31 protein-coding genes are annotated in these 25,626 nt (G+C 71.6%); 30 read left to right on the top strand and 1 reads right to left on the bottom strand.

The genetic code is table 11. The features are described 5' to 3' along the window. The first annotated feature begins 118 nt into the window (after window positions 1–118). The 30 genes from ACWGSR_RS27395 (at window position 119) to ACWGSR_RS27540 (ending at window position 25,218) form a co-directional block, all read left to right on the top strand. Window positions 119–466 carry a hypothetical protein gene (locus ACWGSR_RS27395; protein WP_453569843.1) on the top strand — a complete coding sequence of 116 codons (348 nt, stop codon included), beginning with the start codon at window positions 119–121 and terminating at the stop codon, window positions 464–466. 121 nt (window positions 467–587) lie between these two features. Next, on the top strand, window positions 588–731 hold the full coding sequence (locus ACWGSR_RS27400) for a hypothetical protein (RefSeq protein WP_453569846.1): 144 nt from the start codon (window positions 588–590) through the stop codon (window positions 729–731). 163 nt (window positions 732–894) lie between these two features. Continuing rightward, a complete protein-coding gene (locus ACWGSR_RS27405; protein ID WP_453569849.1) occupies window positions 895–1,194 on the top strand; it encodes a WhiB family transcriptional regulator in 300 nt (99 codons plus the stop codon). 161 nt (window positions 1,195–1,355) lie between these two features. Beyond that, window positions 1,356–1,685, top strand: coding sequence for a hypothetical protein (locus ACWGSR_RS27410; RefSeq protein WP_376246646.1), 330 nt, complete (start codon window positions 1,356–1,358; stop codon window positions 1,683–1,685). A gap of 110 nt (window positions 1,686–1,795) precedes the next feature. Beyond that, complete coding sequence (locus tag ACWGSR_RS27415; RefSeq protein WP_453569852.1) at window positions 1,796–2,161, top strand: hypothetical protein; 366 nt, start codon at window positions 1,796–1,798, stop codon at window positions 2,159–2,161. A 67-nt stretch (window positions 2,162–2,228) separates the two neighbouring features. Further along, the gene (locus tag ACWGSR_RS27420) at window positions 2,229–4,472 is read left to right on the top strand and encodes a hypothetical protein (RefSeq protein ID WP_453569855.1); all 2,244 of its coding nucleotides are present in this window, start codon (window positions 2,229–2,231) and stop codon (window positions 4,470–4,472) included. Between the two features lie 124 nt (window positions 4,473–4,596). Beyond that, entirely contained in the window at window positions 4,597–5,115 is a 519-nt protein-coding gene (locus ACWGSR_RS27425) for a hypothetical protein (RefSeq protein ID WP_453569858.1), read from the top strand. Continuing rightward, window positions 5,112–5,354 carry a carbohydrate ABC transporter gene (locus tag ACWGSR_RS27430; RefSeq protein ID WP_453569861.1) on the top strand — a complete coding sequence of 81 codons (243 nt, stop codon included), beginning with the start codon at window positions 5,112–5,114 and terminating at the stop codon, window positions 5,352–5,354. The genes ACWGSR_RS27425 and ACWGSR_RS27430 overlap by 4 nt, the downstream gene beginning before the upstream one ends. A gap of 151 nt (window positions 5,355–5,505) precedes the next feature. After that, the gene (locus ACWGSR_RS27435; protein ID WP_453569864.1) at window positions 5,506–8,394 is read left to right on the top strand and encodes a hypothetical protein; all 2,889 of its coding nucleotides are present in this window, start codon (window positions 5,506–5,508) and stop codon (window positions 8,392–8,394) included. Window positions 8,395–8,428: 34 nt separating this feature from the next. Next, window positions 8,429–8,818 carry a conjugal transfer protein TraB gene (locus ACWGSR_RS27440; protein ID WP_453569867.1) on the top strand — a complete coding sequence of 130 codons (390 nt, stop codon included), beginning with the start codon at window positions 8,429–8,431 and terminating at the stop codon, window positions 8,816–8,818. A 95-nt stretch (window positions 8,819–8,913) separates the two neighbouring features. Continuing rightward, complete coding sequence (locus ACWGSR_RS27445) at window positions 8,914–11,070, top strand: chromosome segregation protein ParM (RefSeq protein ID WP_453569870.1); 2,157 nt, start codon at window positions 8,914–8,916, stop codon at window positions 11,068–11,070. Between the two features lie 77 nt (window positions 11,071–11,147). After that, window positions 11,148–11,609 carry a hypothetical protein gene (locus tag ACWGSR_RS27450; RefSeq protein WP_453569873.1) on the top strand — a complete coding sequence of 154 codons (462 nt, stop codon included), beginning with the start codon at window positions 11,148–11,150 and terminating at the stop codon, window positions 11,607–11,609. 125 nt (window positions 11,610–11,734) lie between these two features. Beyond that, window positions 11,735–12,520: a hypothetical protein gene (locus ACWGSR_RS27455; RefSeq protein ID WP_453569876.1), complete on the top strand. Its 786-nt coding sequence runs from the start codon at window positions 11,735–11,737 to the stop codon at window positions 12,518–12,520. A gap of 154 nt (window positions 12,521–12,674) precedes the next feature. Beyond that, window positions 12,675–13,781 (top strand): hypothetical protein, encoded by a 1,107-nt coding sequence (locus ACWGSR_RS27460; protein WP_453569879.1) that lies wholly within the window; start codon window positions 12,675–12,677, stop codon window positions 13,779–13,781. A gap of 206 nt (window positions 13,782–13,987) precedes the next feature. Further along, on the top strand, window positions 13,988–14,293 hold the full coding sequence (locus tag ACWGSR_RS27465; protein WP_453569882.1) for a hypothetical protein: 306 nt from the start codon (window positions 13,988–13,990) through the stop codon (window positions 14,291–14,293). An 80-nt stretch (window positions 14,294–14,373) separates the two neighbouring features. After that, window positions 14,374–15,003, top strand: a complete 630-nt coding sequence (locus ACWGSR_RS27470; RefSeq protein ID WP_453569885.1) for a hypothetical protein — start codon at window positions 14,374–14,376, stop codon at window positions 15,001–15,003. Window positions 15,004–15,105: 102 nt separating this feature from the next. Further along, the gene (locus ACWGSR_RS27475) at window positions 15,106–15,606 is read left to right on the top strand and encodes a Pycsar system effector family protein (protein WP_453569888.1); all 501 of its coding nucleotides are present in this window, start codon (window positions 15,106–15,108) and stop codon (window positions 15,604–15,606) included. Beyond that, the gene (locus tag ACWGSR_RS27480; RefSeq protein ID WP_453569891.1) at window positions 15,603–15,953 is read left to right on the top strand and encodes a hypothetical protein; all 351 of its coding nucleotides are present in this window, start codon (window positions 15,603–15,605) and stop codon (window positions 15,951–15,953) included. The genes ACWGSR_RS27475 and ACWGSR_RS27480 overlap by 4 nt, the downstream gene beginning before the upstream one ends. Continuing rightward, window positions 15,950–16,951: an AAA family ATPase gene (locus ACWGSR_RS27485; protein ID WP_453569894.1), complete on the top strand. Its 1,002-nt coding sequence runs from the start codon at window positions 15,950–15,952 to the stop codon at window positions 16,949–16,951. Before ACWGSR_RS27480 ends, ACWGSR_RS27485 begins: the two co-directional genes overlap by 4 nt. After that, window positions 16,948–17,235 carry a hypothetical protein gene (locus tag ACWGSR_RS27490; protein ID WP_376246338.1) on the top strand — a complete coding sequence of 96 codons (288 nt, stop codon included), beginning with the start codon at window positions 16,948–16,950 and terminating at the stop codon, window positions 17,233–17,235. The genes ACWGSR_RS27485 and ACWGSR_RS27490 overlap by 4 nt, the downstream gene beginning before the upstream one ends. 209 nt (window positions 17,236–17,444) lie before the next feature. After that, the gene (locus ACWGSR_RS27495) at window positions 17,445–18,122 is read left to right on the top strand and encodes a GGDEF domain-containing protein (RefSeq protein ID WP_453569897.1); all 678 of its coding nucleotides are present in this window, start codon (window positions 17,445–17,447) and stop codon (window positions 18,120–18,122) included. Beyond that, entirely contained in the window at window positions 18,119–18,580 is a 462-nt protein-coding gene (locus tag ACWGSR_RS27500) for a hypothetical protein (RefSeq protein WP_453569900.1), read from the top strand. Before ACWGSR_RS27495 ends, ACWGSR_RS27500 begins: the two co-directional genes overlap by 4 nt. Window positions 18,581–18,846: 266 nt before the next feature. Further along, window positions 18,847–19,071 (top strand): hypothetical protein, encoded by a 225-nt coding sequence (locus ACWGSR_RS27505; protein WP_453570062.1) that lies wholly within the window; start codon window positions 18,847–18,849, stop codon window positions 19,069–19,071. Window positions 19,072–19,203: 132 nt separating this feature from the next. Next, window positions 19,204–19,365 (top strand): hypothetical protein, encoded by a 162-nt coding sequence (locus ACWGSR_RS27510; protein WP_453569903.1) that lies wholly within the window; start codon window positions 19,204–19,206, stop codon window positions 19,363–19,365. 102 nt (window positions 19,366–19,467) lie between these two features. Continuing rightward, the gene (locus tag ACWGSR_RS27515; protein ID WP_453569905.1) at window positions 19,468–19,995 is read left to right on the top strand and encodes a hypothetical protein; all 528 of its coding nucleotides are present in this window, start codon (window positions 19,468–19,470) and stop codon (window positions 19,993–19,995) included. Window positions 19,996–20,506: 511 nt separating this feature from the next. Further along, a protein-coding gene (locus tag ACWGSR_RS27520) for an IS5 family transposase (protein WP_453569908.1) occupies window positions 20,507–21,315 on the top strand; the annotation gives its coding sequence in 2 pieces (ribosomal slippage) (window positions 20,507–20,846 and window positions 20,846–21,315; 810 coding nt in all). Between the two features lie 160 nt (window positions 21,316–21,475). Next, window positions 21,476–21,919 (top strand): hypothetical protein, encoded by a 444-nt coding sequence (locus ACWGSR_RS27525; RefSeq protein ID WP_453569911.1) that lies wholly within the window; start codon window positions 21,476–21,478, stop codon window positions 21,917–21,919. A 4-nt stretch (window positions 21,920–21,923) separates the two neighbouring features. Beyond that, window positions 21,924–22,568, top strand: a complete 645-nt coding sequence (locus ACWGSR_RS27530; RefSeq protein ID WP_453569914.1) for a hypothetical protein — start codon at window positions 21,924–21,926, stop codon at window positions 22,566–22,568. A 254-nt stretch (window positions 22,569–22,822) separates the two neighbouring features. Next, a complete protein-coding gene (locus ACWGSR_RS27535; RefSeq protein ID WP_453569917.1) occupies window positions 22,823–24,064 on the top strand; it encodes a ParA family protein in 1,242 nt (413 codons plus the stop codon). Then, window positions 24,061–25,218 (top strand): ParB/RepB/Spo0J family partition protein, encoded by a 1,158-nt coding sequence (locus ACWGSR_RS27540; protein WP_453569919.1) that lies wholly within the window; start codon window positions 24,061–24,063, stop codon window positions 25,216–25,218. The genes ACWGSR_RS27535 and ACWGSR_RS27540 overlap by 4 nt, the downstream gene beginning before the upstream one ends. Before the next feature lie 70 nt (window positions 25,219–25,288). Here the strand turns inward: ACWGSR_RS27540 and ACWGSR_RS27545 are convergent. After that, window positions 25,289–25,626, bottom strand: a 338-nt coding sequence (locus tag ACWGSR_RS27545; protein ID WP_453569922.1) for a tetratricopeptide repeat protein, incomplete at its 5' end; no start/stop codon positions are given.

The following is a 25,626-nucleotide window of genomic DNA, read 5'->3' on the forward strand; positions in this document are numbered from 1 at the left end:
GTCCCCGAGCGCGTCGGGGACGGCCGGGGCCGCGGCTGCTCGTACGACAGCCGATAAGACGACAGCCCCGGCGAATTGAGGCTCCCCGGGGCTGTCCAGGACCTGAGTGGAGGACCTGATGACCATCAGCATCGCACACACCCGCCCCGCCCTCACGGGCACGTGCCCGACGTGCTCGGGCACGTTCGAGACCTGCCGCTGCGGCGCGCGTCCCGGCCTTGCGGTACGGGCCGAGACCGCCAAGGAGGTCGCCAAGGAGATGGAGCGCGACGACAACGGCCGGGGCTACGAGTGTGAGCCCGACGCCCGGTTCCACCAGCTCCTGCGGCACCTGGTGGCCGACGGTGACTGCCGCGCCCTGAGCGCCGGCCGCCCGGCCCGGCGCACCCTGGAGCAGATGGTCCCGGGTCACCAGCGCCGCGAGCTCATGTCGATGGTCGGCGCCGGATCGGCCCGGGGGGAGTGAACGCCGTGACCGAGGAACAGAGCGCGGAGCTGTCGCGCAAGGTCGCGGAGGCGAACAAGAGGTCGGAGAACCACCAGAAGTGACAGCCGACCCTAGGACGAGCGGCCTGTACCGCCGGTACATGGACGCCGACACCGCCTACCGCGAGCACGCCGCCACCTGCACCATCTGCACCCGCACCACACCTGACCCGGGCTGCCGGGACGGGGGGCGGCTGTACGAGTCGTTCTCGGCTCGGCAGGAGGCCTACCTCAACACCCTGTAGTGCCCCGGCATTGCCTATCGGTTCCGCGCCCTGTTGGGCGGGGCCGGTGGAGAGCGTCGGGAACTTGCCCCGCTCCGGCCGGTACGGCCGTCGATACAGCAACAGCCCCGGGGGTGCCACCCCGGGGCTGCTTCTTGCACAGGACCTGATCTGGAGGCCCCTGATGAAGTTCATCGTACCCACCCATTACGCGCCGACCTCGACGAAGGCGGTGCCCGCCCGGCCCGTCGCGGCCTGCTTCGGCGAGGACCCCGAGCTCTTCTTCCCGGTCGGCGAGTCCGGCCCCGCACTCCTCCAGGAGGAGGAGGCCAAGGGCATCTGCCGCCGCTGCCCGCTGATGGACAGCTGCCTCCAGGGCGCGCTGGACCGGGACGAGACGACCGGCGTGTGGGGCGGGACGTCCCCGCGCGACCGCCGCAACATCCGGCGCCGCGCGGTCGCGTCGCAGAAGAAGACCGCCTGACCAGAAGCCCGGGCGCTGCCCGCCTGCCGGGAGCGCGACCGAGGTTCCTGTCCACCTGACCGCACCGCCCGAGGCAGGCGGCCCGCCTGACGGGCCGCCTGCCTTTCGCACACCCCGCCGCCGGGCATCGTCCCGGGCCAGTTCTTCACCCAGGAGGCAGCATGCGCACCATCCGCCGCGACGGCTGGACCGCCGCCGACTACGACTCCCAGCAGATCCTGCACGAGCTCGGACACCGCGACGCCGCCGCCCGGGTCGCCCGGGCCCGCCGGCCCCACCCGGTCCGCCGGGCCTGGCGCACGCTGCGGACCTGGCTCCACCGCCCTGCCGCCGCCGAGACACCGGCGGCGGTCATCGACTGGGCCGCCGCCAGGGCGGCGGCCGAGGCGGTCAACCGCGGCGACACCGAGGCGGCCGACCGCATCGTCCAGGCCACCGCCGACCCGCGCGGTACGGCCTTCGCGGCGTTCCGGCTCATTGGCCTTAAGTGACCTCCTCCCGCCTGGCGGTTGCCTTCCCCGCCCGTTCCGGCCGTGCGCCGGTACGGGCGGGGCGAGGGGAGCCGGACAGTCCGGACCATTCAGCACCCCGAGGAGACCGCATGCGTACCGGCACCGAGAAGACCGTTCCCGCCGTCGCTTTCAGGTCCGGCGACATCGTCCTGTACCGCGACCCGGAGATGTTCTGGACCGGCAAGCCCGCCCACACCTTCGTCTGCAAGGTCACCTACACCTGGATGAGCGGCACCTACGACCTGCGCGCGCTGGCCTCCGGCCGCGTGATCAGCCACGCCCAGCGGGACTACATGCGGCTGCTGCCGCCCCTGGACGCGATGCGCGACATCGACACCGCCTCGCTGCACGTCGACGGCGCGGCCGACGCGATGACCGCGGCCGCGATGGCCTGGCTCGCCCAGCAGCACGCCACCGCCAACGCGGCCCCGCAGCTGCCCGCCTCGCGCGACTGACCACCCCTCGTACGACCGCCGCCCCGGACCCCCTCCCGGGGCGGCACCCGACCTGGAAGGAGGCGGCGTGGCCGCCACTCGAACCCGGAACAAGAGGGCTACTGCCCGCACCAAGAAGCCGGTCACGGCACCGGCCGTGCAGCCCGCCGCCTCTGCCCTGCCCGCCCCCGCCCCGATCCCGGTCTCCGAGACGACGGTCTCGGCGGTGGACGTGGACCTCGAGGCGCTGGCCCGTCTCGCGGACGCCCGGGACCGGGCCGCCGACATCGTCGACACCGCCCGAGAAGCCGCCACCGCCCTTCAGGAGCGGGCCGAGGAGCAGGCGGCGCGGACCGTCGCCGACACCCACGAGCACACCGCCGTCCTGCTGGCCGACGCCCGTACGCGCGCCGAGGCCGTCACCGCCGGCGCCCAGGAGGAGGCCGCCGCCGAGACCACGTCGGCGCGGGAGGAGGCGCAGCAGTTGCGCGGTGAGGCCGACCGGCTCCTGGCCGAGGCCCGCACCCGCGCCGACGAGCTCTTGGCCCGGGCGCGGGCGCAGGTGGTGGAGCTGACCGAGCTGGCCGCCGCCGACCACCAGGCCACCGCGACGGTGGTAGCCGAGCTGCGGCGCCTGGCCGAGGCCGACCTCACCGAGATCGGCGCACTGGTCGAGGCCCGTCGCACCGAGGCCGGGCAGATCCTCACCCGCGCCCGCGAGGAGGCCGACGCCCTGCTCGCCGCCGCGCAGGCGGAGGTCGGCCAGGCCCGTGAGCGCCACGCTCAGCTCGCCCGTACGGCCGCCGAGCAGTACGACGCCCGGCGCGCCGAGGCCGAGGCGCTGCACGCGGACGCGGTCGAGGCGGCCGCCGAGCGGCGCCGCGAGGCCGACGCCCACGTCACCGCCGTGAACACCGAGGCGGAGACGGCCCGCGCCGAACTGCGCGCCGAGCTGCGCGACCTCGGCGAGAAGTACGACGCCGAGGCCGCCGCCAAGCGCCAGGCCCTGGCCGAGGAGCTCGCCAACCTGAAGACGGCGTGCGACCGGCAGCGCGAGAAGCTGCGCACCGAGGCGACGACCGTTGCCCAGGAACTGCGCGAGGCCGCCCAGAAGGAGGCCGGGCGCATCACCGCCGAGGCCGAGCGCAAGGCCAAGGCCGTCACCGAGCGGGCGCAGGCGGACGAGGCCCGCGCCCGCCGGCTGCTGACCGAGGCCCGCGAGGCCAAGAAGGCGGCCTCCCGGTGGCGTGGCTGGCGTCAGAACCTCGGCGGCAAGCTGTGGAAGGCGGCGCCGTGGGTCGCGCTGGCCGCCGGCGTCGGGCTCGCCGCCTCCGGCGAGTACGAGCTCGCCCGCATGGTCGGCATCAACGAGTACGTCGCCCCGCTCCTGCCGGTCAGCATCGACGTCTACTGCGTCACCGCGTTCCGCACCAAGCGGGACATCGCGGCGGCACTGCTGCTGATGGCGTCGGCCAACGTGGTCTTCCACCTCTCCGAGCAGGCGCACCTCGTCCCCGAGGGCGGCTCGGCCCCGTGGTGGCTGACGACGTTCGTCGTGCTGATCTTCGTGGCCGTCATCTGGCGCGTCCACACCCTCATGCACGACGACGGTACGGACGGCCACAGCGGCACGAACACGCCGACCGGTACGGCCACCGGTACGCCGGGCCGTACCGGTACGGACGGCGGAAACGGAACGCCCGCCCGTACCGGTACGCACCGCCGGACGGACGGTACGGAGAGCACGGCGTCCGGCCATCCGGCGCCCGCGTACGACGGTCTGTACGCCGCGAACAACGGCGGACAGAGCGGCGGTACGGGCGCCGGACACGACGGTACGGACCCGGCCCACGCACTCTCTCACCCCTCGCACCACGGCGGGGGCGAAGGGGCGCTGACCAGGCAGTACAGCGACCGTACATACGGCGTACACACCACCCCGGACGGGGCGGCGCGTACCGGTACGGCGGCGGTGGGGCGTACCGGTACGGCTCACGCGGCCGTCCAGGGACGTACCGGCACGGTCAGCGTCCGTACACCCTCCGGCCGCGAGGCCGTACAGGGTGGCCGTACCGGTACGGCCACGGCCGCCTCCCGTACAACCGGAACCGGCGGTACGGGCCGTACAGGCGGTACGGACCGGGCCGGTACGCCTGCCCGTACCGACGCCGAGCTCCTCCCGCTCGTACAGGCGCTCCCGCGTGATGAGGACGGCTACGTGACCTTGTACCGGGTCCGTACCGACCTCTCGGTCAACCAGCCCCGGGCGGTCCGGCTGTTGAAGGAGGCCGGCCTGTTGCGGCCCGAGGACGCCGACAAGTACCTCTCCTGACTCATCCGTCCGGCACACACCAATGAGGGCCAGCCCGCGCTAATCGGGCTGGCCCTCGTCGAGGCTGCCGGAAGCGGCCCCACACGAAGTACACCAGCTCACCCGTCTCCTTGGAGGACGAACCGTGAACCCCGAGCACCGTCCCGATGCGGCCCCGCAGGGCCGGCCGCCCGGGCAGAGCGCCCCCAACCCGCTCCAGGACGTGGCCGCCAACGCGGCCGCCACCGCCCGCTACCTCGCCGACATCCAGCGGGTGGTGCGTGACACCGAGCGCCACCTGGCCACGCTCGCGGACGAGACCAGCGTCCACCTGCGCGGCACCCACCTGGAAGGCGACCACTTCTGGCACGCCAAAAAGCGCGCCCGGCCGGTGGAAAAGGCCCTGCGGAAGGTGCTGAGGGACGCCAAGAACCTCGCCGCCGACCTCGAATCCGCCGCCTACAGCCGCCGCGCGTTCGACGAGAATTGCGTGAACACGGTGAAAGACCGGAGGGAAAAGGAGCTGGAAAGGCAGCGGAAGAAGAACCCGCAGCAGATCCCGCCCATGCCCGCCACCCTGCCCGGACTTCACACCGGGCCGGAAAGCGGCTACGCTGCCCCCGTGTCCAACATTCACGACCTGCGAGGACGTGAATCGGCGTGAGCAGCGCAAACCGCCCGCTGACCCGGCACGAAGTGAAAGCGCAGAACTCCCGCGAATACCTGATCAAGCAGCGGGACGAATACATTCGCCGCTACGGCGAAGACCTCGGCGCTTTCCACTTCCTGATGATGCTGGTCAAGACGCAGGGCGCCAAGGCCCACAAGCGCGGCGACATCCAGGCGCTGCGGCTGCTGGCCAACGACCTGCACGCCGTCTACCTCAAGCACACCCAGCAGTAGCACCACCCGCGAGGCCCGAAGGGGGCCGGCCATCACGGCCGGCCCCCTTCGGCTTGCCCCAACGCCCGCACGCCCGCCCCCCCGCACACCCGCCCGCGTGCACGCGTGTACGCGAGGCACCCCGACCCTGTCAAGGAAGGAGCCCCACCCGGTGTCCAGCACCTCTGGCGGTCCCGGCGACGGCCCCGGCCGGCTCATCCCCTTTCCCCCGGGAGGCGATGTCACCGACCGGCCCGTACCCCTCGCCGATATCGACCGCCTCATTCCCCCGGCCCGCGACGTCCCTCCGGAAAGCGCCATGGAGCGCACCATCGAACTGCCGCCCGTCCGGGAACCGGTTTCCCCGGAAAGCGTGCTGCGCGCCGAATCCGCCCCCGCCTATTCCCCGGCCGAAGAGGAATACGGAGAGACGGAAGAGAGCGGCGAATACGAATACGAGCCGTCCCGCACCTTTATGGAAAGGGTCGGTGACTGGCTCGAATACCGGATCGCCCGCGGTCATGCCGGTCTTGAGGCAGAGGGCCCCTACCGGGAAGCGGTCATCGAGGCGAAAGTCGCCCGCCTGAAAGCGGAAAGTGAACGCGAAATCGCTCTGCTGGAGGCGCACAACAAACTGCGCCAGGCCGGTATCCAGGCGGCGGCCGACAAGAAGACCGCCCAGGGAAAGGGCGACACGGCCGCGACGAAGACCGGCTCCGGCACCTCCCCCTCCGGCGGAGGCCGGGGCGGACTCGGCGGCGCACGCGGCGGATCCGGCGGCGGGCGCGGTGGTGGTTCGGGCGGCGGTCCGGCCGGAGGCGGCAGGAACGCCTCCGGGTCGGGCGGCGGCCGGGGCGGCGCGGGGGTCGGCGCGGACAAGGGCGGCCGCAAGGACGTCCGTTCCTCTGCCGCGCAGTCGCCGGCCGCGAAGGCGAACGAGGACAAGCGCCGCCGCAAGGACCAGTCCCGCCAGGAACGACACCGGGCCAAGGAACACGCCCCGGCCGGCGGCGGCCGGGGCGGAGCTGGTGGCGGCCGGGACAGTGCCGGGGGCTCCGGCGGCGCGTCGCCGCGTCAGGAGCGGACCGCTGCCCGGCAGTCGGCCCGCGCCGAGCGGCGGGCCGAGCGGGGCAGGGCCCGGGACCAGCGGCGGGCGGCCGAGCAGAGCGCCGGCCTGAGCGACCGCACCAAGGACCGCGACCAGGCGCGCGCCGAACGGCAGCGGGCCCGGGACAAGGAGTGGGCGGACCGCGAGGCCCGCCAGGAGCAGGAGAACAAGGACCGGGCCGAGCGCGGCGCCGCCCGCCAGGCCCGGCGCGAGAAGCGCAAGGCCCGGCGCAAGGAGAAGAAGGCGGCCGGGGCCGGGCGTACGACGCTGGGCAAGGCGGTCGGGGACGAGGCGCAGCGGCGGTTCGACAAGCGCCGCAAGGACGCCGAGGGCACCCGGGTCGCCAAGGCCGCCAAGGCCGGCGAGGAGAAGGCCAAGGCCGAGCCCGATGAGGGGAAGGCCGGGGACGGATCCGGGGCCGAGACGGTCGAGGAGAAGACCGGGGACGGGAAGCCGGGGTCGGACACCGGGGATGTCAAGAAGGGCGACGGCAAGACCGAGCCCGGCACGGGCAAGAGCGCCGAGGAGCCGGAGAAGGACGGCGCCGGGAAGGCGACAGAGCCCGGCACGGCCAAGGCCTCCGAGGAGCCGGAGAAGGAGTCCGGCAGCGCCGACGGCGAGACCGGGAAGCCTGCCGGCCCCGAAGAGTCTGCGACCGCCGCCAAGGACCCTGAAAGCCCCTCAGAGCCCCCGGCGGGCACGCCTGCGGACACGGAGCCGGAAGAGGCCGAGATCGTCGAGGAGAAGCCCTCTGGCAGCTCCGAAACGGCGGACGACGGCACGCCTTCACCGCCTGCGGGGAAGCGGTCGTTCGGTGAGCGCATCAAGGACCGGCTCACCAAGAACAAGCTCCCCGAGGAGGGGGAGCGGGCCCCGCTGTGGATGGAGGCGGAGGGCGAGCGTGCTCGTCCTCCGATCCGGCCGAAGGCGGAGGACGACATCGTCGAGGCTCACATCATCGAGCCCGACGGCGCCGAGTCCCCTGAGACCGACGGAGTCGAAACGGCCGTCAGCGACCCGGAGATCGCGCAGATCTACAGCCGGATCTGCAGGTTCTACAAGGAGCCCTGGACCTGGGAGACCTACCGCCCGCCCAGGAAGAAGGCCCCGAAGTCCCCCGCCGCAACAGACCCGGCGGCCGCCTCCACGAAGCCCTCCGGCTCCGGGGAGACGGACGAGGAGAGCGTCGAGACCTGGGATCTGTACTACCCCGACCCGCCCAGGACGGGGTCCGGGAAGCCCGCGACCAAGGCGGAAACGGCTGTTCCCGGCCCCGGCACGCCGGCCGCCGGGGACGCCAAGCCCTTCAAGGAGCGCGAGTCCTTCGCCTCCGGTAAGGCGTCCGTGAACAAGCCCGACGCGCTGGCACACCTCACCGACGCCCAGATCGTGGGGTTCTTCGTCCCGGGGCACTCCCGCCCGCCCGAGCCGTCGACGCCCGTCTGGGACGACGCCGCCACCCCGGCCGCCAGCGGCCCCGGGGTGGAGATCCCGGCGCAGTTCGCCCCATCCGACACCACCCCCAAGGAGGCCCCGCCGATGAGCACGACCCCGGCCGGTTCGCAGCTGGCCGCGAAGCACCAGACGGACATCACCTTCGACCAGTACCTGGTGGAGATGACGAATATCGCCCTGGCCGCGCTCGGCGACAAGGAGACGGCCGAGGACCTGGTCGGCCGCCTGCTGGCCACGGCCAAGGCCCTCCTGGAGATCGCCGAGGACCTGGCCGACGACCACAACGTCGACAAGCGGATCGTCGCGCAGATCAGCGAGCTGTCCGAGGCGCTGGAGCGAATGACGGCCCAGGCCACACGGTGCGCCCAGGAGTGCGCGGACGCCGCCGAGGCCGCCGTGCACGCCGCCGCCGGCGTCGCCCGCGTCTACGGCCAGGACATGGACGCCAAGCGGGAGGCGGGCCTGGTCCACGCCTCTGCCGCCGCTCACCACAACTGACCCGCCCGGCACACCGAGAAAGGAGCGACCGCCGATGAGCGGCACCGAGATCAAGAGCGACGACAACAGCTACAAGGACGTCCAGGCCAAGCTGAAGAAGCTGACGAAGGCGCTGGAGGACAAGGCCGTCGAGCTGGAGGTCCTGCGGCGCGGCATGAAGGGCAACGCCGCGCGGACCGAGGACGTCGCCCAGGCCATCGCGACCGCCGAGCTGGACCCGAAATTCGTGGACATGACCTACACGGTTGCCAACGCGCTGGACGGCACGGCCGCCCAGCTCCGGTACCTGATCGAGGACGCCACCGAGAGTGCGTCCCACTCCCAGGTGGTCCAGCGCACCCACGCCCGCTTCTACGGCCGGCTCGACGAGGTCCGCTCGGGCCGCTCGGAGAAGACCCCCAAGCCCGGCTTCCTCGCCGACTAGCCCTCCCGCCCCACCCTCCCCGCCAACGCCCTTGTCAGGGGCCGGACCGCCACCGCGGTCCGGCCCCTGACCCTGTTCCCGCCTGGAGCTCCCCCGTGTTTCTGCCGCGCAGCGTGGCGCTCGAACGCCTCGCCTACACCCTGGCCGCCCCCGCCCTGGCCCTCGCCCCGAACCTGACGCCCGACGGCCCGGCGAACATCGCCCTGCTCCTGCCGGGCGTCGTCGGGACCGGGAACATGATCCACGCCGTCACCAGTCGCCTGCCCGGCTCCGGGCAGCGCATCATCCGCTCCCTCCCCCTGGTCCTGGCCGCCGGAGTGGACCTGGCGGCGGTGTGGACGCCCGGCTACGGGCCCATGCAGACCGACGTCCTGCTCGCCGCCGGCTGGGCCCTGCTCTGCGGGGCGCTCGCTCCGCTGTCCCGTACCGGACGGCGCGGCCACCGGCCCGCCGCGGTCACCGAGCTCCCCGCCATCCCGGCCGCGCCCGCCCTGGCGGCGGCCCTGCCCGCCCCGACCACACCGGTGAAGGAGCCGTTGCACCCCGAGGACGGCGCCACCCTCTACACCCGCAGCGCCCGCGAGCTGTGGGAGCGGGCCGGTCTCCCGGGCGGCACGCTGCTGGTCAAGGCGATCCCGCACCCGGACACGCAGCGGGACCTGACGATCCTGCTGCGCGCCAAAGAAGTCGGCCGCCCGATCCGCTCGCTCTCTCCCGCCGACGTCGCGGCCGCGTTCGCGGTGTTCGAGGAGGAAGTCGTCCTGGCGCCAGTGGAGCAGCAGAAGGACGGCCGGCAGGGCGGGCCGGGCTGGCTCCAGGCCCACATCACCCCCGATGCCACCGCCCGCCGCACCAAGACCCCGACCCTGGAGGAGCGGTGGGCCGACAAGGTCGCCGGGCCCAAGGGCGGCGCCCCGGGCACCGAGCTCGTCGGCCGCATCCGGGACGAGGAGCGCGGGGTGACGTTCTACCGGGGCCGGATGCTCGACGAGACCGAGGTGCCGCGGATCGACCTGGCCAAGGTGTGCCGCGGCCTGGGCATCCCGGCCGACGACTCCTGCCAGTTCGTCATCGTCGACGGCTCGGAGTTCCTGGTCAGCATCTTCGACACCCCGCCGCTCAGCCAGATGTTCCCCGCCACCCGCGAGCTCCTCACGCCCGACGAGAAGGGGATGTACGTCTGCGGGTACACCACCACCGGCCAGCCGGTGCGGAACATGATCTACCAGAGCGACAAGAACGCCGCGCGCCACGGCCTGATCCTGGGCGTCTCGCGCTCGGGTAAGACGCAGTTCTTCGCGATCGACATGGCGGCGATGTCGCTGGCCGGCCAGGTGGTGTGGCTGGGCACCGTCCGCAAAGACGAGAAGACGAGCACCCTCGGCCGCTACATCGACCGCCAAGGCTCCAACGCCCTGTGGATGGCCCGCTCGCTGCGCGCGGCCAGGGCCCTGTGCGACATCCGGGCGGAGATGCCCTGGTCGCACGATGGCCAGCCCCACGACTACAAGCCCGGTGACCCGCGCTGCCCCTACCGGCAGCTGAACGTCTTCGGGGACGAGTTCATGACCTGCACCAAGGACGAGGAGTACGGCGAGTACATCCAGACCATCGCCGACGACCTGACCGTCACCGGCCTGAAGTACGGCATCGGCTTCAACCCTGCAGGTCAGAGCCCGTTCGCGCACGACGGGTTCTCCTCCGGCATGAAGGCCAACCTGCGGCAGAACTCCCGCGCGGTGGTGTTCAACATGGGCAACCCCTCCTCGACCCGCAAGGCCGTCGAGGGGACCATGGAAAACGCCCACGACGTGCCCACGATCCCCACCCGCTACTCCCAGCAGGAGGGCTCGGTGATCGAGCGGGCCATGCGCGGCGAGGCCGACCCCGAAAACGGCGTCTCCACCGGCGGCGTCGCGGTCATCGTCCTGGACAACGGCCGCGCCGTCCTCATGCGCAGCCTGTACGCCGACTTCGACAGCGACCTCGAAAGCATCTTCCCCGACGGGGTCGTCCACCTCACCGACCACGAGATCGCCGAGCTGGACAAGCGCGGCCTGTGGTTCGACTGGAACGAACCCGAGCGTCCCGGCGAGTTCCACCCCGCTCCCGACGACGACGGTGACGACGAGGGACCCCGCCGACGCGGCGGTGGCGGGAAGCCCGGCGGCGGCAGGCCCGGCCGCACGCGCTGGGAAGAGGTCACCTCCGCCCGCCAGGCCCTCGAAGCCATCAAGACCCTTGTCCCCTGACCCCGCCTTCCCCTCCTGTGGGCCCGGCCGCGTGCTACGCGGCCGGGCCCACCACCCTCCCCTGATCGGAGAACACCATGGACTTCCGCCCCTCCCCCGGCCTGCCGATGTCCGACGCCGAGGCCGCCGCCGAGGCCGACCGGATCCTGCACACCGCGTTCCGGGACGACACCCCGCTCCCGAAGATCGGCCCCACCCCGCCGGTGCTCCAGCCCGAGACCCGGATCGTCCCGGCCTGGGCGGCCGGTACCGCGGTCGCCTCCATCGGGATCGGCGCCGGGATCACCGGCGCGGGCTGCGGCGTCTGGCTGGTCCTGCAGGGCCTGGCCGCCGTCACCCTCACCTCCGTGCTGATGGTCACCCTGCCGCTCGCCGCGCTCGCCGCCCTGGCCACCGCGATCGGCAGCGCCGTCCAGCACGCCCGCGCGGCCGTCAGCCACACCGAGAACCACTACAACGCCCCGGTCACCCAGAACACCACGCACACCGAGCAGACCGCCCGCGGCTTCCTCGGCCGCATCACCAACCGCACCCGCTGACTCCGGTCGCTCCGCCCGGCTCTCGTCCCCCGCCCCTTGTGGCGGCCGGCAGGACGAGAGCGGGACAGGCCGCCCGGCCCCCGCACCACCACCCTCTCCGACCACTCCACGAAGGAGCACCGGCCATGCAGACCGGACCGAACCACACCCCCGAACTCCCCACACCGAAGCCGTCTTCGAAGAGCAGCGCGCGGGCGCGCCTGGACGCCGCCGGCGCTTGGTGGAACCGCGCCTGGGAGAAGGACGGCGTCCTGCACGGCGTGTGGGAGGACATCCGCCGCGCCCCGGACGCCGGGTGGCACGGCCTCGCCCACTGGATCAAGGCCCTCGCCCTGCTGGTCGCGGCTGTGGCGGTGGTGATGCTCCTCGGCGCGGCCGCCAGCGTGCTGGGCGCCCTCACGGAGGCCGTCACCGGCAGCGTGCCCCGCCCGCACGTGGACCTGGAACACGACACCAGCGGCGTCTGGCCCACCCTCACCACCCCCGTCCATACCTTCCTCGACGCCCAGACCGCGCACCTGCCCGCCCTGTCCGGCGCCACCGCCTACACCCTGTGGCAGACCACCGGCCTGACCGGCCTGATCGGCGGGTTCCTGCACATCAGCGGCGCCCGCATCCTGTGGACCCTGTGGGGCGCCGGAAGCATCTGGATCGTGTGGACCGGCTCCCCGGCCGGAGGCCGCCTCCTGGCCGCCGCGCTCGCCACCGCCGTCTGGGCGCTCGCCAGCATCCTCGCCCTGCGCGGCCTCACCTTCCGCCCCATCATCCACAACCACCAGGCGGCCCCGGCCGCGCCGGTGTTCAGCCCGGAATTCCGCCCCGAGCTCCACCTGCACGCCACGCTGCCCACCCCCACCCCGCCCGGCGACGACACCCCGCCCCCGGCGGCGATCCGCTTCCCCAACCACTGACCCGACCCGGTCGCTCCGCCTGGCCCTCGCCCACCCCCAAGGTGCGCGAGGACCGGACAGGCCGACCGGCCACCCGTTCTCACCTCACGCCCCGCCGACGAGCCCTTCGTCGGCGGGGCGCAGTACTGCCCGCCCCGATGACGAGGAGTTCTTCGTGTCCGTCACTCTCAACGCCCACCAGTTCGGCCGTCTGCTGGAGCGGACGGCCGGCCACATCGCCGACGAGTCCACCCCCCGACTGCATGGCGTCCGGCTGGAGGCCGATGACACCTTCCTGTACGCCATCGCCTCCGACCGGTACACCCTGGCCGTCGCCCGCTACCGTCACCACGGCCTTACCGGCGGACCGTTCGCCCGCACCCTGCCCGCCCGTGCCCTTGCGTCCCTGCGCCGCTGGGCGGCCGATCAGCCCGGAGGCGATCCGGTCACCGTGACCCTCGCCGAGAACCGGATCCGTTTCACCGCCCCGCAGGGCGAGCTCGGCGTCGGCGTCGATGACGGCCGGGAGTTCTTCGGCTGGCGCGGTGTGCTGCGCGGTGTCCTCGACCAGCTGCCCGCCGGCGCCGATGGCCCGTTCCCGGCGTTCGACACCCGGCTGCTGGCCCGGTGGACCGACGCCGACCACTACCTCCGCCTGCGCGTCACCGCCGACCGCCAGGGCGCACTCGTGGTCGGTGAGGACTTCCTCGGCGCGCAGATGCCCGTCCGCACCCGCCACGACGGCTTCGATACCGGCCTGGCCGACGGCCTCGACCAGGCCCGCGCCCTGTGGGACGACGTACTCACCGGCGCTCCCGCGGCCGCGATGCCCGACAGCCTGCCCGCCGCCCGCCGCCCCTCCCACGACGCCTCGCGCACGGTGGCCGAGACGGCCGAGGGCCTGCTGCGGCAGACACTGAGCTCCACCCACAACCTCATCCAGGAGAACAGCACCTCCCCGGCCGCCGTCGCCGCGCACGCGAGCGCGGGCGTCACGGCCTGGATGGCGTTCCGCTACCTCGAAGCCCTGCACCACGCCGACCCCAAGCTCGCCGCCCGCATCGTCACCGAGACCGCCGAGCAGCTCGACGACGGCGCCCTGGGCGAGTTCGCGCACGACGCGGCGGCCACAGCCGGACACAACCCGAACGCCTGGCAGGACGAGTTCGAGACCAAGCGGGCCAAGCAGCAGACCGGACCGGACGAGAAACCGGCCGCGACGGCCGGTGAGGGAGAGCAGGCCTCCGCACCGGCCGGTACCGAGCTCACGGCCACCGGCTGACCCGGTCGGCCTTCCGCCCCGCACCCTGCCGACAGGTCTTTCGCCGACAGGATGCGGCGCCACTGCCCGCCATCACCTTTTGCTGGAGGACACCCCATGCCCACCCCCCGCCCCCACCCCCGCCCCCGGATCGGACGCCCGCGTCCGCAGCGCCCCGGCCCCCGCTACCCGCAGCAGCCCGCCCGGCTCTCCAGTCCCTGGGTTCGGTGACGTTTGACGTGAACGCCCTCCGCCCGCACACCGCCCTGCTGCTCGCCGCCCTCCCCGCCACCGCGGCGACGGTGGCGGCCGCGCTCGTACTCAAGGCCGGCGCCTGGGAGCTGGACATCTCCCGCCACGAGATCCGCCTGACCCCACGCCCGCGTAAGGGCTGCCCCGACTGCCGGGGCGCCGGCGGCTGGTGGTCCGACGGTCCCTACCCCGACGGGGAGACCTGCTGGTGCTGGGACCGGCCCACCCGCACCCTCCACCTCCTGCCCCGCCCCGACTGGGCCGACGAACCCCCGTTCTGACCCCACACCCCTCACCTCCCACCGCCCTGAACGGACCGTACTTCGCGGGCCCGTCCTTCCACACCCCGAAGGAGCTCCTCGTGAACACGCTCGTACGCCGCACCGCCGCCGCTCTGACCGACGCCGCCGACGCGGTGACCCTGCTGGCCGGAGCCGCCACCGGCGCCTGGGCCGGCTACACCTACGTCCCGGCCGGTCTCGACAGCGTCCTGCACCTGCCCTTCACCGGCGCCGCCGCCCTGGCCGGTGCCTTCGCCGTCAACGCGGCCGCGGACCTGTTCCTCGCCCCGGCCCGCCGCTTCGCCCAGAACATCCCGGCCCACGCCTACGACCAGGAGCACGGCGCCGTGCCCGGCGACCTGGACGAGGCGCTCGACCAGGTCGCCGCCGCCACCGAGGACGATGCCGCGCGCCGCGCCGCCCAGGGCGCCTTCCGCCTCGACCTCAGTAAGGGCCTGCTCAGCAACGCCGAGCGGTGGCGCGGCTACACCACCGGCGAGGCCACCTTCTACCTCGCCCCCGGCGCGGTCCTGCACCACCACCGGGAGGAGGACCAGTACGGCACCCTCCAGCACCACTACGTCCTCCTGACCGCCGAGGACCCGACCCCGGTCCCCATCACCAACGTCGCCCAGCTCCACGAGGACCTCACCTCCCGCCTCCCCGAGACGACCGAGGCCGTCAACGCGGTGGCGCCGAGCGTGGTCTGACGGCTCCCTGTGCCGCCCCGCCCCCGCACTACCGGGGCCGGGGCGGCGCGGAGGACCGGACAGCCCAGTCCGGCACACCCCTGGTGAGGAGACCCGCCGCTCATGACCACCACCGAACCGGCCCCGGCCTCGACCTCGGTCCCGGCTTCCGGGCTGCTCGACAAGAACCTGACCGAGGCCTGCCGCGACACCGAGGCGAAGATCGCCCGCGTCGACACCAAGGCGTCGTTCCTGCTGGCGTTCGACGGGGCGATCCTGGCCGGCCTCGCGAGCCTCGCCGACAAACCGCTCCCGCTGCCCGCACAGATCGCCGGCGGCGGCGCCGCCCTCGTGCTCACGGCCGCCGCCGTGCTGCTGCTCCTGGCCGTCCGGCCCAACCTCGGCGGCCGCCGCCGCGTCGTCCGCGAGGGCTTCCCCCGCTGGGCGGAACTGGACGAGCCGGAGCTGCTGGCCGCACTGGCACAGGACACCCGTGCCATCAGGACCCGCGCCCTGTCCCTCCTCGCGGTCAGGAAGTTCCAGGGGTTGATCCGCGCGGTCGACACGATCCTCGCCGGACTTGCCCTGCTCCTGCTCGCCGCCGCCCTGGCGGTCACCGCATGACCACCCGGCCCCGTACCCGCGCCGACCTCGTCCGCGCCTCGGCCGGGATCGTCCAGCTCGCGCTCCAGCAGATCACCGACGTCCTGACCGCCGACGACCTCGATGCCCAGGAGCCCGCCGCCCTGCTGCACGAGCTGCACGACGACGCCGACCCGGACGGCGGCCCGTTCGCCGCCCTCGCGCAGCTGCTCGACTGCGCCGCCCGCCGGGCCGAGCAGGTTCAGCAGCACCCCGACGGTGTCGCCTCCCGCCGCCTCCACGAGGCCGCCGGCCTCACCACCGACCACGTCGCCCGCCGCATCGCCTGGGCCGCCGACATCCTCATCCCCGAAGGAGAACGGGCATGACCTCCCTGCCGCTCGACACGACAGTTCCCGCCCCGGCCCTCATCTGCCTCATCGGCCCGGCCGGGTCCGGCAAGTCCACCCTGGCCTCCACCTGGGAGCCGACCCGGGTCCTCAGCCTCGACCACTACCGGGCGCTCGTCTCGGACCGGCCCGGCGACCAGACCGCCACCGGCGACGCCGCCGCCGTGCTCCAGAGCGTTCTGGAGGCCCGCCTCAGCCGCGGCCTGACCTCGGTCATCGACGCCACCAACTGCGACCAGCCCGTCCGGACCAACCTGGTGGAGACGGCCCGCCGCTACGGCATCCCCACCGCCGCCGTCCTCATGACCACCCCGCTCGACCTGTGCCTGGCCCGCAACGCGGCCCGCCCCGCCGAGCGCCGGGTACCCGAGAACATCGTCCGCGCCCAGCACCGCGCCGCCACCGACGCTCACCCGCGCCTGCGCCGCGAGGGCTTCGACCACGTCGTGCTCGCCTCCAGCCTCGACCGCCTCGGCCCGCTCCTGGAGCGCGCCGCCACCGAGCGGCGCTCCGAGTTCGGCTGGGACGGCGGCGACGGACTGGGCACCGAGCTCCTCCTGCGGCGCTTCTTCGGCCCCGACATCGCCCGACTGGCCACCTGGCAGGACGGCTCCGCCCTCGCCGGGGGCGACCGCGTCGTCGAACTGCGCGCCGGGTCCGACTCCCTCACCCTCGCCCTGCGCCTGGACGCCGACGACGAGGGCGACGTGGGCTTCGACGTCCTCGTCGCGTGCCCGGCCCGGCAGGGCGACACCGAAGGCGGCGAGCCGTGCCCCGGTCCGGCCTGGGTGCCCGTCTACTCCGTCCTCGACCTGCACCGTGCCCACCGCGGCGAACTCGACACCGACGAGGACCTGCGGTGCGCACACTGCGGCTACCACGGCGCCGAGTTCGACCATGAGGCCGCCGACCACGCCGCCGGAGCCGAAACCGACGAAGACCAGGCCGACGCCTACAACACGGCCCCGGCCGCATGAGCGCCCGTCCCGACCAGACGGCGCCCGGCTGGGACCAGGCCGTCTTCCGCTGCGGCCAGTGCGGCGCCCGGCGCACCGCGACCACAGAAACCGACTACACCCGGGCGGTCAGCGCCCACCACGACGCCCACGCGGTCTTCGACCGGCTCAACGCCGTCGAGCGCAGCGGCATGGGCTCGATCCTCCGGGTGCTCCTGGAGGACGTCGCCCTCTCCGCCGAGCTCCTGGCCCTCATCGACCAGGACGCGCCCGAGCCGTTCCCCGAGCCGGCCGACCGCCGCTGACCTCGTGAGAGCACTCCGTGCTGTCCCACCCCTGACCCCCGTGGTCCAGGGGCGGGGCAGTCGCGGTGGCCCCTCACGGCCTGTTCAGCACACCGCCGGACCACCGGCACCCAGACACAGAAGAACCCCGGAGCAGACGCACACGGCGTCCAAACCGACGCCTGCCCCGGGGCCACCCGTCCCGTACGAGACGAGAGGGAGACCCCAGTATGGACCCCGTCACGCAGCTGCGGACCCGGATCGGGACCCGCGCACTCCTGCTGACCACCGCCGCCATCCCGCTCACCGGCTGGGCCGTCCACGCCACCGCCCTTCACCGGCGCCTGGCGGCCACCAAGCGCGACCCGCTGACCGGCCTGCTGCGCCGCGACGCCTACACCCACCGCGCCCGCCGCCTCCTCGCCCGCCACGGCGACGACACGGTCGCGGTCATGGTCGACGCCGACCACTTCAAGATCATCAACGACCGGTTCGGGCATGCGGCCGGCGACGCGGTCCTCGCGGCGTTCGGCGCCCAGCTCACCGCATGGGCCGGACCGGCCGCAGCCGCCGGGCGTCTGGGAGGCGACGAGTTCGCGCTCGTCCTGGAGCTCCCCGCCAACCGCCGCGTCCAGCGCCTGGAGCAGCTGGTCCGGATGTTCCACACCCCCGTCGTCCTCGACGACGGCCGGACCGTCGACGTCGCCGCCTCGGTCGGCGCCGCCACCCCGGCCGCGATCGGCAGCCGTGACCTGAGCGTGCTTCAGCGGGCCGCCGACGCGGCGCTGTACGACGGCAAGCACACCGGTCGCGCCGTCCTCGCGACGTACGAGCACGCCTCGGTCCCCTCCCTCAACGGGCGCCGCCTGGGCCGCCCGGGCACGGCCGCGTGGGGGCAGGCGGCATGAGCGGCTCGGTCCTTCCCGCCGACCCGGGTACCTGGGTGCGGGGCATCACGATCCGCCAGCCCTGGGCCACCTGCCTCCTCGCGGGCAAGAGCATCGAGAACCGGCCGGTGCACTGGCCGTGGCGCGGCTGGCTCCTCCTGCACGCCGGGCAGCGGACCGAGCGCGCCCCGCAGCGCGACCCGCTGGTCGCCACCACGATCCGCGGCCGCACCCTGCACACCGGCGCCGTTCTCGGCATCGCCCGCCTGACCGACTGCCACCAGGACCCGCCCGGCGCCCCGCCCTGCTCCCCCTGGGCGCAGGTCGACGTCTGGCACCTGGTCCTGACCGACGTCCACGAGCTCCCCCTGCCGGTCCCCGTCAGGCACGGGCAGCTCGGCGCGTGGAAGCCGACGCAGTCCCTCGTCGACCAGGTCCGCCTCCAGCTTCCCCAGCTCTCCCCGGAGTCCACGTCATGAGCCACACCGAACTCGACGCCCGCTTCCCCTTCCCGGCCACCACCGTCCCGACCCGCTGCCGCCGGCGCCGGACAGCTCCACCTTGACCTCGGCCCGGCCACCATCCCGCTCCCCCCGCCCACCTGGGCGCAGACCCCGTCCGGGCCTCCCGGCCCGGCGGCCGCGCAGCCGCTCTTCGACCTCACCGCACCCGAAGGGTCACCCTCGTAAAGCTCACGATCGACCACGCCGACCTCGCCGCTGCCGTCGGCTACGCCGCCCGCACCCTGCCCTCCCGGCCCCCCGGCCCGGTCCTGGCTGGCCTGCTCCTGGACGCCACCGGCGACCGGCTGCGGGTTAGGGCGTTCGACTACGAGGTCTCCGCCGGCACCCAGGCCGTCGCCGGAGACGACGCCCGCGACGCCCGCTGGTGGCCCCTAACCGACCTGCCCCAGCCGCTCGCGTTCGACCACGCCGACATCCTCAACACCGTCCTGCACCCCACCGGCTGACACCGCCGCGCCCACCCCCGACGGGCCACCCGGACACTTCCGGGCGGCCCCGCCGCCATCCGACCGCTCCGTTCCCCACGGCGGCCCGGCCACCGGGCCGCCGCACCCGACACCGACCGGAAGGACCGTCGCGTGACCACCGCCTGCCCCCGCCTGTGGACCCTCGACCAGGACCCGGCTGAGCTCGGTTTCGTCGCCGTCCTCGGAGGCCTGCACATCACCAGCCTCATCGCCTTCGACACCGACGACGGTGACCACCCCGCCCTCTTCTTCTTCCTTGGCCACCACCGCTAGGCCACCACCGTCCATGCCATCGCCCTCTACACGCGCCGTGTCCACGACTGGACCCAGTTCGGCGGATCTTGCAGGGAGAGGCCTGCCATAGGCTTCGTGGTCATGTTCGATTGGTGGAATGTGTTGGCGGACGACGAACGCCGGCAGTGGAAGTTGGCTTCGTTCGTGAGTGTGGGGCCGCTGCACTTTGGTATGAGCCCTGGCGAGGCGTCGGCGGTGCTGGACGGTGTGACAGCGGCGTCCTACTGTCCCGCGTCCGAGAGTCTGCCTGCGATCGTGCGAGGCGACTCCTCAGAACCCGGCGTGAAGCTCTATTACTGGGGAGAGCGGCTGTCGGCCATCGTGGTCGACGCGTTGCGCGGGCCACAGGTTTTCGCGGACGGTATGGCGCTGGTCGGCCGAGTTCCTTCCGACCTGGAGAAGTGGATGGTCGACCGGGCCGAGGCTCACGCAGCCGATTCGGAGCTCATCTATATGGGCGCAGGCATACCAGGGTCGGACACTCTAGGTGTCTTCATCGATGTGCAGCGAGCAGGTGATCACCTGCTCACCCGGCCGGTCTTCGTGCCTTTCGAAGCGATGGACGACCCCTCCCACTTCCTTCCGCGCGATATGTGGTCACGCTACTGACCGCCCACGAGCATCCGAGCTGGCCGATCTGCCGGGCAGACCGTAGGCCCCACTGGTGCCTCTCCCCCGACGACGACTTGACCGAGGCACTCCCCCCGCGTCCCTCGCACTCTGTACGCGCACGCCACCGTCCACTGCCACTTCGACGGCACTCGGTGCCTCTTCTGGACTCAACCCGACGAACTGGCGGACTGCTGGTCACTGTCATGCGGTGCCCCCTCGCTCTGGCAACCGCGGCCGTCGTACCGAACTCCGGCCAAGGTCCTCAGGCCCCAGCCTGAGGACCTTGGCCGCTTGGGGTTGTGCGACACCGGAGCGCTTACGCCGTAAGCACCTTGTCCAGACACAGCCAAGGAGATGGGTGCTTACGCCGTAAGCACCCTGGCTGGATACAAGACGGGGGACGTGAGAGCTGGCATGGTCTGGTGGCCTCTCGCAGTAACTGATCGTTTCAGAATGAGTTCGGCGTAGGGGCTTGGCAGTCGGGTTGGGTGGCGGCACAGTGGTTCGGGTGTCGGATGATCTTGTGCCTGATGACCTGTGGGAACGTGTCGCCCCGCTGCTGCCGCCCCGTCCGCCGCGGCGACACCGGTATCCCGGACGCCTGCCCGCGGACGACCGCGCCGCTCTGCGGGGCATCGTGTACGTGCTGCGCAAGAACGTGAGCTGGAGAGATGTGCCGGCCGAGCGGACCGGATGCAGCGGGGTGACGGCCTGGCGGCGGCTGCGGGACTGGACCGAGGCCGGACTCTGGCCCCGCCTGCACCAAGTGCTCCTGGCCGAGCTGCGCAAGGCAGGCCTGCTCGACATGGACGACTGCGCGATCGACGGCTCGCACATCCGGGCGTTGAAAGGGGGGCTCACACCGGACCTTCGCCGGTCGACCGCGCCCGGCCGGGCAGCAAGCACCACCTGATCGTCGACCGCCACGGCACACCTCTCGCCGTCTCGCTGACCGGCGGAAACAGGCACGACGTCACCCAGCTGACGCCCCTGCTGGACGCGATCCCCCGCATCCGAGGAGTCCGCGGGCGGCCGCGCCACCGGCCGGGCCGACTGTTCGCCGACCGCGGCTACGACTACGACAAGTACCGCCGCATCCTCCGAGCCCGCGGCATCACACCCAAGATCGCCCGACGCGGTGTCCCGCACGGCTCCGGCCTGGGCAAGACCCGCTGGGTCGTGGAGCGGACCTTCGCCTGGCTCCACCAGTTCAAACGACTCCGCACCCGCTACGAGATACGCGCCGACCTCCACCTCGGGCTGCTCCAACTCGCCTGCAGCATCATCTGCTTGCGACGCCTCCGAACCTCATTCTGAAACGATCAGTAAGGGGCTGCTGTTCTCGCAGTGGCTGCGTGGTGACTGAGCTCCTCAGAGGAAGAGCTGGAGAGCTGCTCCGCAGCTGGTGGCGGCCTGATAGTGGGAACTGGGGGAGTAGCAGCCGTTCTCGCTCCTGTAGTGATGGGACGTTTGCGTCATGAAGCCCATCACCGCGCTGGTGCCGCCTGTCGCTGTGGCAGCGACGCTCCTTCTCGGTTTCGTGGCACCGGTCCATGCCGCCCCGTACTGGAACAAAAGCATTAAGTGCAGCGCGGCCGACCCTGACGGCCGCAAGATCCTCACCCGTGTGGATAACGGCGAGCTGGGCTGGAACCATTTATCGGGAAAGCACAACATCAAGAAATACGCCCTCGTCGACATCCTGCTCCAGGGCAACGTCGACAGGGTGAGCGGTGCTGATATCCAGTACTGGGGGCGGGCCACGAACCGGGCGTATGGACTAGTGAAGCTCATCGTCAAGGTCCGCTACACGCGCAAGACTGCGCATGGGCGCTACGACGCGGTCCCCGGCCCGGTGGTAGGTGTGATCACCGCGTACTGCAATGGCATGCAGAAGTGCCCACACTGGGTGAATGAGTAGCCCGGTGAGCGAAGACGATCACGAGCTCGAAGACCTCCAAAGGGAAGTGGTCGCGCTCCTGCTGGACTATGTCTACGCGCCGCTGCTGGAGGACCAACACGTACGAGGAGTCCCGCCCGCGCCATCAGGAAGGCCGGCGGTCCGAGTCGCCCTTGGCGACAAGAACGAGTGCGCCCCCTCCAAGCTGATGGCCTACGAGATCCCTCTTGGCGCGGGTGATGAACTGCGCATCGCGCACGACGTCGTCGCCCTGCTTCGTGCGGTACACGCCGGCACCCATATCTACCCCTCGAACAGGGTCACCTCGGTCATGGGAATGGACCTGTACCTGGTCGACCCGGCACATGTGAAAGAAGCGCCCTTCACCACGGACGACTGGGCCTCCACGCTTCTGCGCTGCCTCACTCACCCCGTAGGAGAACGGCCTGAGGCAGGGCTGCGCGGGTTCCTGTTCAAAGAAGCAGGTCTGCTGCGCCTCTACATGGACAGCGATGAAGTGCCCGGCGTGATTGCCGCCGATGTACGTCCCGGGGGCGCGCTGACCGCTCTTCTGGCCGCCCTGCCTTCGATGCTCGGCGAAGAATGGCGTACCTCTGGCGCGATCGACGATCCGCACTGCCGGTACCTGGTGGACCTCACCGACTGGTGAGCACAACTCTGTACAGTCCCAGCACACCGCGTGGCTGCCGGCCTTCGTGTCGAAGCCACTCGGCCTGTCTCAGTAGAGGTCCAACCCGGCGGTGTGAGCTCGTGCAAGGAGCGGTCTGCCCCGTAAGCATCGGCTTGGGTAGAGCGAGTGCTTACGGCGTAAGCACCTGCCAGTTGCAAGAACTAACGTTTGAATGCGGTAAAACCCTCCTTTCACTCCGATGCGATCCAGGGTGACGGTAGTAAGCTGCCGCCATGTCATCGACACCTCTTGGGGGTGAGCGGGAGAAGCTGGTCTCGAAGCTGCCTGCATCACTCCGTCAGGAACTCAAGGTCAGAGCCGCGCAGCTGCAGACAGACGTCCAGGACGCAGTGACAGCAGGCATCCAGTCCTGGCGAGCCACCGGACAAGACCTCCCCACCATCGACACCGCCGGAGCGGAGTCCTTCGGCACCTACCTGCCCGAAGGCCTCTACGACGAGTTCAAGGCCGACTGCCGCGACCGCGGAGTCTCCTACATCCAAGGACTCGCACAGGCAGTAGCGCTCTGGCTCACAGAAAGCCAGTCCCCCAGCGAGCCCCACGTCATCCGGCGCATCGTCGTATGCAACCAGAAGGGCGGTGTCGGTAAGACCGCCATCGCCGGCGGCCTCGCGCAGGCACTCGCAGAAGACCCGGCAGCCGTCACCAACTCCCCCCAGGAAGACGACGCCCCTCCAGCTGACGCCGAGACCGCTCTGGAGACAGCGGTACGAGCGGCGCAGTCCGGACTCCGTGTCCTCCTCGTCGACTTTGACCCTCAAGGACACCTCTCCCACCAGCTCGGCCTGAAGGCGATCCCGGCTGGCCAGGAGAGCCTCATCACCCACATGCTTAACCGCGAGCAGACCAAGCGGGAACTGATCGACCTCACCGTCGCCGTCGAAGGTGACCGCTTCGGCGGGCGACTGCGCATCCTGCCCGCAGCCTTCGACGCCTTCCTCCTCGACTCCGGCCTCACCGTCTTCCGAGGCCCCCGGCACGCCGCTCTCGAACGTGCCCTCGCCCCGGTCGAAGAGCATGTCGACGTCGTCGTCATCGACTCACCGCCCAGCCTCGGCCTCGCCATGGACACAGCGCTCTACTACGGACGCCAGCGCGACGACGAGAAGCCCGGCAACTCCGGCCTCGTCGTACCCGTCGAAGCAGAAGACACCTCGGCCCAGGCCTACGGCATGCTCATCCAGCAGATCGACGCGCTCAGCCGCGACTTCGACATCCACATCGAACAGCTCGGCCTCGTCGTCAACAAATTCGACAGCCGCCGCGGCTACATCGCCACCTCCTCACGCGACAAGTGGATCACCCTCGGCACCCCACCCGTCCTCGCCGTCGTCGTCGACCTCAAGGAACAGCGCGAAGCGGTCCGCCTGCAAAAGCCCCTCCTCGACTACGCCCCCGAATCCGTCCAGGCACATCAGATGCGCAAGATCGCCCGAGGACTGAGGACCGCATGAGCAAGGCAGACATGCTGGGCGGCTCCGCCACCTTCGACGCCGTCACCCAGCCAATGAGCAGCCGAGCCGCCGCATTCGCACGCTTCAGCGGTCAAGAAACCACCACCGAGAACGGCACCACAGCAAAGCCGGCAGAAGGCCTGCGCCTGCCCGTCGCCAAGCTGGCCCACAACCCCGAAAACCCGCGCGAAGAACTGCAGGACATCGAAGACCTCGCCGACAGCCTCGCCGCCCGCGGACTCATCCAGCCCGTAGCCGTCGTCACCCGCGCAGCCTTCCTTAGCGCCCACCCCACCCACGAGCACAACATCGGCGACGCCGAGTACATCGTCGTGGACGGCAACCGTCGCCTGGCCGCCGCCCACATGGCCGGCCTCGACGAGATCCCCGCACACCTCGACGACTCCTTCGCCACCGACGCTGACGCACTGCTCGAAAACGCCCTGGTGGCGGCAGTCCACAACCACGACCTCGAGCCCATCGAGCAGGCCAAGGTCCTGCAGCGACTGGTCGAGAAGTACGGCTCCCAGCGCCAGGTAGCCAAAGCCCTGAACAAATCGTCCGGGTGGGTCACCCAGCGCATGGCCCTGCTCAAGCTCACCCCGGAGCTGCAGCAGGCAGTCGAAGAAAGAAGCCTCCCGGTAGAAGTAGCCCGGCAAGTCGGCCAACTCCCTCAACAGCAGCAACATGAAGCTGCCCAGGAAGCGCTCGCGGCCCGAGCCGAAACGAAGAAGCGGCGCAAGAACCAGGACGCACCCTTGGGTACTTACGCCGTAAGCACCCCCACCGCAGACGACAAGCCAGCCCCCACCTCAACGAGCATGGAACAGCCTGAGGCCACGGCACCAGCGAGTGCTTACGCCGTAAGCACCCCGCACCCGGAACCCAGCAACGCGACCGAAGCCTCAGTGCCTACGCCTAGTAGGGCCGAGTCAAGCTCCGCCGTGCTCTGGAGCGACGGTGCAAACGCCATGGAGCAGGCGCTCGGAAGCATGGACCTCGAACAGCGCAGTCGTTTCCTGCACCGTTACATCGAACTTGCTGGCAACACCGACACACTGGTCGAAGACCTCGCCCGCGGACTGGCCACCCCCGGCCGCCTCCAGCTCGCCACCATCCTCGAAGAGACATCCCGACGACTCAAACAGCTCTAATAATTCACCACGCAAGAGGGGCCAACCTGTAGGGCTGGCCCCTCTTGTCTTGCATCCCTTCCAGCCATCCTCAAGGGCGATTAAACCGATCTGCTTCCTTCATCCAGTGGGCGAAACTGCCTTGGGTGGTGAGGGTGTCGGGATGCTCGGGTCCCAGGATGCGTAGCTGGTCATTGAGGAGTTCTGCGGTGGCGTCGACGGCGCCTTGCAAGTCTCCTGCTGTCCCGCGCCAGTGGGCGAGGTTGCTTCGGGTGGTGAGGGTGTGGGGGTGGTCGGGTCCCAGGATGCGTAGTTGGTCGTTGAGGAGTTTGTCGGTGGCGTCGACGGCGCCTTGCAAGTCTCCTGCTGTCCCGCGCCAGTGGGCGAGGTTGCTTCGGGTGGTGAGGGTGTGGGGGTGGTCGGGTCCCA

The sequence above is a fragment of the Streptomyces sp. NPDC055632 genome (genome assembly GCF_053618675.1).

Bases quoted from the DNA above. Each gene is read 5' to 3' on its own strand.
- ACWGSR_RS27475 (WP_453569888.1), top strand. From the start codon at position 15,106: ATGACCACCACCGAACCGGCCCCGGCCTCGACCTCGGTCCCGGCTTCC.
- ACWGSR_RS27540 (WP_453569919.1), top strand. From the start codon at position 24,061: ATGAGCAAGGCAGACATGCTGGGCGGCTCCGCCACCTTCGACGCCGTC.
- ACWGSR_RS27500 (WP_453569900.1), top strand. From the start codon at position 18,119: ATGAGCGGCTCGGTCCTTCCCGCCGACCCGGGTACCTGGGTGCGGGGC.
- ACWGSR_RS27405 (WP_453569849.1), top strand. From the start codon at position 895: ATGAAGTTCATCGTACCCACCCATTACGCGCCGACCTCGACGAAGGCG.
- ACWGSR_RS27535 (WP_453569917.1), top strand. From the start codon at position 22,823: ATGTCATCGACACCTCTTGGGGGTGAGCGGGAGAAGCTGGTCTCGAAG.
- ACWGSR_RS27485 (WP_453569894.1), top strand. From the start codon at position 15,950: ATGACCTCCCTGCCGCTCGACACGACAGTTCCCGCCCCGGCCCTCATC.
- ACWGSR_RS27455 (WP_453569876.1), top strand. From the start codon at position 11,735: ATGCAGACCGGACCGAACCACACCCCCGAACTCCCCACACCGAAGCCG.
- ACWGSR_RS27410 (WP_376246646.1), top strand. From the start codon at position 1,356: ATGCGCACCATCCGCCGCGACGGCTGGACCGCCGCCGACTACGACTCC.
- ACWGSR_RS27400 (WP_453569846.1), top strand. From the start codon at position 588: ATGGACGCCGACACCGCCTACCGCGAGCACGCCGCCACCTGCACCATC.
- ACWGSR_RS27440 (WP_453569867.1), top strand. From the start codon at position 8,429: ATGAGCGGCACCGAGATCAAGAGCGACGACAACAGCTACAAGGACGTC.
- ACWGSR_RS27480 (WP_453569891.1), top strand. From the start codon at position 15,603: ATGACCACCCGGCCCCGTACCCGCGCCGACCTCGTCCGCGCCTCGGCC.
- ACWGSR_RS27450 (WP_453569873.1), top strand. From the start codon at position 11,148: ATGGACTTCCGCCCCTCCCCCGGCCTGCCGATGTCCGACGCCGAGGCC.
- ACWGSR_RS27525 (WP_453569911.1), top strand. From the start codon at position 21,476: ATGAAGCCCATCACCGCGCTGGTGCCGCCTGTCGCTGTGGCAGCGACG.
- ACWGSR_RS27495 (WP_453569897.1), top strand. From the start codon at position 17,445: ATGGACCCCGTCACGCAGCTGCGGACCCGGATCGGGACCCGCGCACTC.
- ACWGSR_RS27490 (WP_376246338.1), top strand. From the start codon at position 16,948: ATGAGCGCCCGTCCCGACCAGACGGCGCCCGGCTGGGACCAGGCCGTC.
- ACWGSR_RS27415 (WP_453569852.1), top strand. From the start codon at position 1,796: ATGCGTACCGGCACCGAGAAGACCGTTCCCGCCGTCGCTTTCAGGTCC.
- ACWGSR_RS27395 (WP_453569843.1), top strand. From the start codon at position 119: ATGACCATCAGCATCGCACACACCCGCCCCGCCCTCACGGGCACGTGC.
- ACWGSR_RS27515 (WP_453569905.1), top strand. From the start codon at position 19,468: ATGTTCGATTGGTGGAATGTGTTGGCGGACGACGAACGCCGGCAGTGG.